Source organism: Oryzihumus sp. (assembly GCF_036391795.1).
Classification (GTDB): domain Bacteria; phylum Actinomycetota; class Actinomycetes; order Actinomycetales; family Dermatophilaceae; genus Oryzihumus.
Genome location: NZ_DASVZH010000247.1, coordinates 1 through 3,590 on the forward strand (window position 1 = coordinate 1; position 3,590 = coordinate 3,590).

3 protein-coding genes are annotated in these 3,590 nt (G+C 77.7%); all 3 read right to left on the reverse strand.

Annotated features, from left to right (window positions below; genetic code table 11):
• Positions 1 to 137: 137 nt before the first annotated feature.
• The gene (locus VF825_RS15290) at positions 138 to 548 is read right to left on the reverse strand and encodes a BlaI/MecI/CopY family transcriptional regulator (RefSeq protein ID WP_331114833.1); all 411 of its coding nucleotides are present in this window, start codon (positions 546 to 548) and stop codon (positions 138 to 140) included.
• 2 nt (positions 549 to 550) lie between these two features.
• A complete protein-coding gene (gene cydC / locus VF825_RS15295) occupies positions 551 to 2,176 on the reverse strand; it encodes a thiol reductant ABC exporter subunit CydC (RefSeq protein WP_331114835.1) in 1,626 nt (541 codons plus the stop codon).
• A partial coding sequence (gene cydD, locus VF825_RS15300) for a thiol reductant ABC exporter subunit CydD (RefSeq protein ID WP_331114837.1) occupies positions 2,173 to 3,590 on the reverse strand: 1,418 nt, incomplete at its 5' end. The genes cydD and cydC, both read right to left, overlap by 4 nt.

Here is a 3,590-nt window from a genome sequence, read left to right on the forward strand (position 1 = left end):
GGCGAGGGACACGCACTGCCAGACGACCAGCGCCGGGCGTGGCGAGCGGCGGAAGCCCGTGCGCCGGGCCATGACCCGGGGCGCCGCACCGGCCAGGACCAGGGCGACCACCACCAGGGCCGCGACGATCAGCACGGTCAGGCGGGCGGTGCGTCGCGACGGGCCTCGAGGGCTGCGAGCGCGGCTCGCAGGTCGGCGATCTCGTCGGCGGAGGCCTCGTCGAGGAAGTGCACCATCGCCGCGCGACGGTCGTCGGCGGCCAGGCCGCCCAGTGCGTCACGCAGGGTGCGGGCGGTCAGCTGCTCGCGGGAGCCCACCGGGGCATAGCGCCAGGCGCGGCCGTCGCGCTCGCGTTCGACCACGCCCTTGCGGGTGAGCCGGTCCAGCACGGTCATCAGCGTCGTGTAGGCCAGGTCGCGCTCGGCGCCGACCACGTCGTGGACCTCGCGCACCGTCGCGGGCCCGTCGCCGTTGCCGGTCCGGGTCCACAGGTGCTCCATGACGGCCCGCTCGAGCTCGCCGAGCCGTGGGGTGGGGTCAGTGGCCATGCTCAGGAACCTACCTCCGCCCGGTGGGTGGTCCCGCCCAGGTCGACCACCCGGTCGAAGCCGTCCAGGCCGTCCAGGCGGTGGCTGACCATGACCACGGTCCGCCCGCGGGAGGCGTCGAGCAGGTCGCCGACCACGGCCTCGGCGGTGGGGTGGTCCAGGTGGGCGACCGGTTCGTCCAGCAGCAGCACCGGCCGGCCGGAGAGCAGGGCGCGGGCGATGCCCAGCCGGGCGCGCTCGCCGCCGGAGACGCCGCGCCCTCCGGCGCCGAGGACGGTGTCGAGGCCCTCGGGCAGGCCGGCGAGCCAGTGCCCCAGCCCGGCGTCGAGCAGGGCCGCGCCGATCTCGTCGTCCCCGCAGCCCGGGCGGGCCAGGCGCAGGTTCTCCCGCAGGCTGCTGGCGAAGACGTGCGGGGTGTCGTCGACGACGGCGAACAGGGCGCGGGTCTGCTCCAGGTCCAGGCCGCGCACGTCGTCCCCGTCGAGCTCGTAGCGCCCGGAGCGGGGGTCGAGCGCGCGGGCCAGGAGGGCCAGCAGGGTGGACTTGCCCGACCCGTTGGGGCCGACGACGGCGACGTGCTCCCCGGGCTCGAGGTCGAGGTCGAGGGGGCCGAGCTGCTGGCGCTCGCCGACCCAGGCCGCGGTCACCCGGTGCAGCCGCAGGGCCGGGACGGCGCCGTCGGCGGTGGGCACCGGCCAGTCGCCGCTGTCCCGGACCGCGGGCTCCTGCTCGAGCAGCGCCTGCAGGCGCTCGGCGGCGGCCAGGGACCGGGCGCGGGCGCTCATCGCGTCGGGGAGCACTGCCAGGGCGTCGCCGACGGCCAGCGGGGTCAGGACCAGCAGCGCCGCGACCGGCCCGGCGAGGTCGGCCCGGGCGGCCAGGACGGCGGAGGCCACGGTCGCGCCCGCGGTGAGCAGCAGCAGGCTCCCGACGCCGACCGAGCGCACCCGGCCCTGCCGCGTGGTGGCCCGCACGAGGTCCACGTGGGCCGTGGCCAGCCACCGGTTCGCCTGCTCCGCGCCGCCCACGGCCTGCAGCTCCAGGGCGTTGCCGGCGACGAGGGCGGAGACGCGGGCGACCTCGGCGCGTGCCCGCAGCGACACGGCATACGTGCTGCGCTCGGCGCGCCACAGGCCGGCCGCGAGCAGCGCGGCCAGGCCCACCTGGGTGGCTACGACGGCCCCGGCGTCGGGCAGCACGAGCACGGTGAGGGCTGCGGCGGTGCTCGCGGCGAGCAGGGCCGAGAGCACCGGCACGGTGACCCGGACCAGGGCGTCGACCTCGTCGTCGAGGTCGCGCACGGCCCCGGTCAGCACCTCGGAGCGGCCGCGCCGGCCGAGCCGGGCCGGTGTCAGCGGGACGAGGCGGCGGTAGGTGCGGGTCCGGCGCTCGGCGAGGTCGCCCAGGGCGGCGTCGTGCGAGCGCAGCCGCTCCAGGTAGCGGAAGGCGGGCCGGGCGATGCCGAAGGCGCGGACCGCGACGATCGCCGTGAGCAGGGTGAGGATCACCGGGCGGGCGCTGGCCGAGACGATGAGCCACCCCGAGGTGGCGGTCAGCGCGATGCCGGAGGCGGTCGCAGCCGCGCCGATGAGCCCGGCGCGCAGGATCGGGGGCGTGGGCCGGGTCACGAGGTCACCGTCCCCGCGGTCGGCGCCAGCGCGACGTGGGCGTCGGCGTGCTCGAGCAGCTCGGGGCGGTGGGTCACGGCCACCACGACCCGTTCCTCGGCCAGGTCGCGGATCGCCTGGTGCGCGGTGGCCGCGGCGTCCGGGTCGAGGTGGGCGGTGGGCTCGTCGAGCAGCACGAGCGGCGCGCTGCTCAGGAGCACCCGGGCCAGGCCGAGCCGGGCGCGCTGCCCCGCGGACAGGCCGAACCCGTCGTCGCCGACGTGGGTGCCGAGCCCGTCGGGCAGGCCGGCGACGAGCCCGTCGAGCCCGACCTGGCGCAGCGCCTCCCACAGCTGCTGGTCGCCGGTGCCGTAGCGGGAGCCGAGCAGCAGGTTGTCCCGGATCGTGCCGGCCGACAGGAAGGGCTGCTGGGTGAGCAGGTGGGCCCGTGGCACCTCCACGTGGCCGGCGGTGGGGGTCCGCAGCCCGGCCAGGAGCTCCAGCAGGGTCGACTTGCCGCAGCCGGACGGTCCGGTCACCACGGTCAGCCCCGGCCGGGCGTCGAGGTCGACCGCGGTCAGGGTGTCGGTCCGCGCGCCGGGGTGGCGGTAGGCCAGACCGGTGGCGCGGGCCTGCGGTGCGGCGCCCTGGGGCGGGGTCTGCGAGGTCCGGTCCAGCTCGGCGAACGCCTCCTCCAGAGCGGCGGCACCGTCGGCGGCGGAGTGGAACTCGGCGCCGACCCGGCGGATCGGCCAGTACGCCTCGGGCGCCAGCAGGATCGCGGTCAGCGCCGGCCCGAGCGGCATGTCGCCGCCGGCCAGGCGCAGGCCCACGGTCACCGCGACGAGCGCCACCGAGAGGGTGGCGAGCAGCTCCAGCGCGGCGGAGCTGAGGAAGGCCAGGCGCAGGGTCTGCATCGTGGCCCGGCGGTGCCGCTGGCTGACGTCCTCGATCGAGTCGGCCTGGGTGCGCCCGCGGCCGTAGGCGACGAGGGTCGGCAGCCCGCGGACCACGTCCAGGAAGTGACCGGACAGGGTGGCCAGGGCCCGCCACCGGGCGGCGGTCGCCCTGGCCGTGGTGCGCCCGATCAGCGCCGCGAACACCGGCAGCAGCGGGACCGTCAGCAGCACCACGAGCGCGCTCGGCCAGTCGACGAAGGCCAGGGTGAGGATGGCCATCGCCGGCACGACGGCGGCGTGGACGAGGGAGGGCAGGAACCGCGCCACGTACGGCTCGACGGAGGTCGTGCCCTCGGTGGCCAGGGTCAGCGCCCGGGAGCTCTCGGGCCGGTCCTCGGCCGGGCGCCCCAGCCAAGTGGCCAGCAGGCGCTCACGCAGCGCGGTCGAGACCCGCGCGCCGGCCCGGGTGGCGGTGGCCTCGATCGCGGCGGCGAGCAGGCCGCGCACCGCGAACAACGCCGCGAGGGCGAGCACCG

Bases quoted from the DNA above. Each gene is read 5' to 3' on its own strand.
- VF825_RS15290 (WP_331114833.1), bottom strand. From the start codon at position 548: ATGGCCACTGACCCCACCCCACGGCTCGGCGAGCTCGAGCGGGCCGTC.